Raw genomic sequence first — 2,091 nt, 5'->3', positions numbered from 1 at the left:
AATCAAACTCCCCACTCTCAAAAACGGACAAATCGCCTTTGAATTTATGGAACAATGGATAAGAGAATTAGAAGCTGAAAGGATAAGAGAATTAGAAGCTGAAAGGATAAGAGAATTAGAAGCGTATTTGAGCGTAACGGGTTTAAAAGATTATAAGCTTAATTACAAAGAAAAAGCCGCCTTAAAAGCCTTTGAAGCCCTTGAAATCTTTGAAAATTCACAAAATGCCACTCCTCATTGCGAGCAAGGCAAAGCCTTGCGTAGCAATCCACAAAGCCTAAAATGGCGCGAATTTAAAATAGGCGAGTTGTTTAGCGTGAAGTCAAATCCGCAGTTAAACAAAGACAGCTTTAATTTTAGCGAAAATGGCGAGTATCCATACTTCACGCGCACTTGCGAAAATAACGGCATAAGCGGATATGTGGATTATTTAGATGAAGCACATAAAATCAAGGGCGGAGGACTTGCCGTAGGAATGCTTGGGATGCAGTTTTTCTATATGGCAAAAGATTTTTACGCAGGGCAATTTACTAAGACTTGCTACCCAAAATTTGAGGGCTTTAATCAAAAAATCGCACACTTTTTCATAGCGTGGCTAAATAAATCACAAAAAGCCTTTCAAGGTGTGCTTGTGCGGGATTTTGAACAAGTGTTTAATGAGACAAAAATAATTCTGCCTGTGAGTGAAAACGGCAAAATCGCCTTTGAATTTATGGAAATTTTCATAAAGGCAGTTGAAAAAGAAGTGATAAAAAATGTAGTTTTATGGAGTGAAAAAAATATCCAAGCCCACAAAGACATTATAGAATCTAAGGCATAAATCACGGCTAAATAGGCTTAGTGTTGTTATTATGGAATCTAAATGCACAAAAACAAGGCTAGATTTATAATCTTAAGTCATAAGGGCTTAGTTTAGATTCTTAAAATTGTAAATTGACCCACCCCCTAAATCCCCCTCCGCAAGGGAGGGGAATTTGTTTCTTTGTCATATTGAGGGAGTGAAACAACCGAAATATCTCTTTGTAGATTCTGGAATTGTTGAGATACTTCGGGCTTTGCCTCAGTATGACAAGAATTTTTAGATACTTCGCAATGCTCAGTATGACAAGGTTTATGGAAAGCTTTGGCTTTGCCTCGCAATGACCCACCCCCTAGCCCCTTCCGCACTAAGGGAGACTTTTGGTTAAAATCCCTCACTCGTAATGGAGGGACTTATTTTGTCATATTAAGCGTAGCGACAGAGCGGATTGCAAGGCGGTATCCAAAGCAAAAATATCTCTGATTCTGAAATTTGAGATACTTCGGTCGTGCTACGCACTCCCTTAGTATGACAGAAATTTAAAGAGTTTTGTAAATTGTTAGGCTTACTTTGGATTTCATTGTTTATTTGTGTTTTTTCACCCACCCAACGGGTTGCAAGCCTTACGAAGCAAATCCCCTCCGCAAGGCTTGGGGGCTTTATAGGGAAAACTCCACTTTCGCAAGACAGAGGGCTTTTGGTGTCGCTTATAAATTAAGTCGTATTTTTTTGGATTGCTTGGGCTTGATAAAATCAAGCCTCGCAATGATGCCCCATCGTCATACTGAGCGTGTGCTAGTATCCACGAATGGCAAAGGGTGCTTAAAATTAAGGTGTGGATTCTTCGCCTTGCTTTCTCGCAAGGTTCGCAATGACAAAATGGTGTGAATTTTTGTGAATTTAAGACGTTTTAAAAGGCATTTAAGGCTTTGCCTTATTTTAAATGCTTGTTTTTATTAAATAAATTTAGCCCTTTTCAACGACTTGTCTTGTGGTGTTTGTGTATTTTTGGCTGTATAAAACCACATTTTTAATCACTTCTTTTAAAACTGCCTTTATGAAAATTTCCATAAATTCAAAGGCTAGTTCGCCGTTTTTGAGGGTGGGAATTTGTGCAATGTGGTTTTTTAACTCGTCTAGTTTATAGCCACCTTGCTGTCCGTCATATTTTGCGATGAATTTTTGTATGATTGTTACGAAAAAATACATAACGCTTTTGTTGAATTTAAATTTTGGCGTTAGTTTATTGATATTTTGCGAACAATAATAAGGGCTTAACTGCAATTTTGCGT

At 37.9% G+C, this 2,091-nt stretch carries 4 protein-coding genes; 2 read left to right on the top strand and 2 right to left on the bottom strand.

Features of this window, described 5'->3' with window-relative positions:
• Positions 1-820: restriction endonuclease subunit S (locus DMC01_RS12280; RefSeq protein ID WP_185908944.1), on the top strand; the 820-nt coding region annotated here is incomplete at its 5' end.
• 125 nt (positions 821-945) lie between these two features.
• Here the strand turns inward: DMC01_RS12280 and DMC01_RS12275 are convergent.
• Positions 946-1,167 carry a hypothetical protein gene (locus tag DMC01_RS12275; RefSeq protein ID WP_142694470.1) on the bottom strand — a complete coding sequence of 74 codons (222 nt, stop codon included), beginning with the start codon at positions 1,165-1,167 and terminating at the stop codon, positions 946-948.
• 202 nt (positions 1,168-1,369) lie between these two features.
• Here DMC01_RS12275 and DMC01_RS12270 point away from each other — a divergent pair, with 202 nt between their 5' ends.
• Complete coding sequence (locus DMC01_RS12270; protein ID WP_142694469.1) at positions 1,370-1,687, top strand: hypothetical protein; 318 nt, start codon at positions 1,370-1,372, stop codon at positions 1,685-1,687.
• A 78-nt stretch (positions 1,688-1,765) separates the two neighbouring features.
• Here DMC01_RS12270 and DMC01_RS12265 read toward each other — a convergent pair.
• Positions 1,766-2,091: restriction endonuclease subunit S (locus tag DMC01_RS12265; protein ID WP_185908943.1), on the bottom strand; the 326-nt coding region annotated here is incomplete at its 5' end.

This window comes from Campylobacter troglodytis (assembly GCF_006864425.1).
Taxonomy (GTDB): Bacteria; Campylobacterota; Campylobacteria; order Campylobacterales; family Campylobacteraceae; genus Campylobacter_D; species Campylobacter_D troglodytis.
This window is presented reverse-complemented; position numbering and strand designations above follow the sequence as displayed.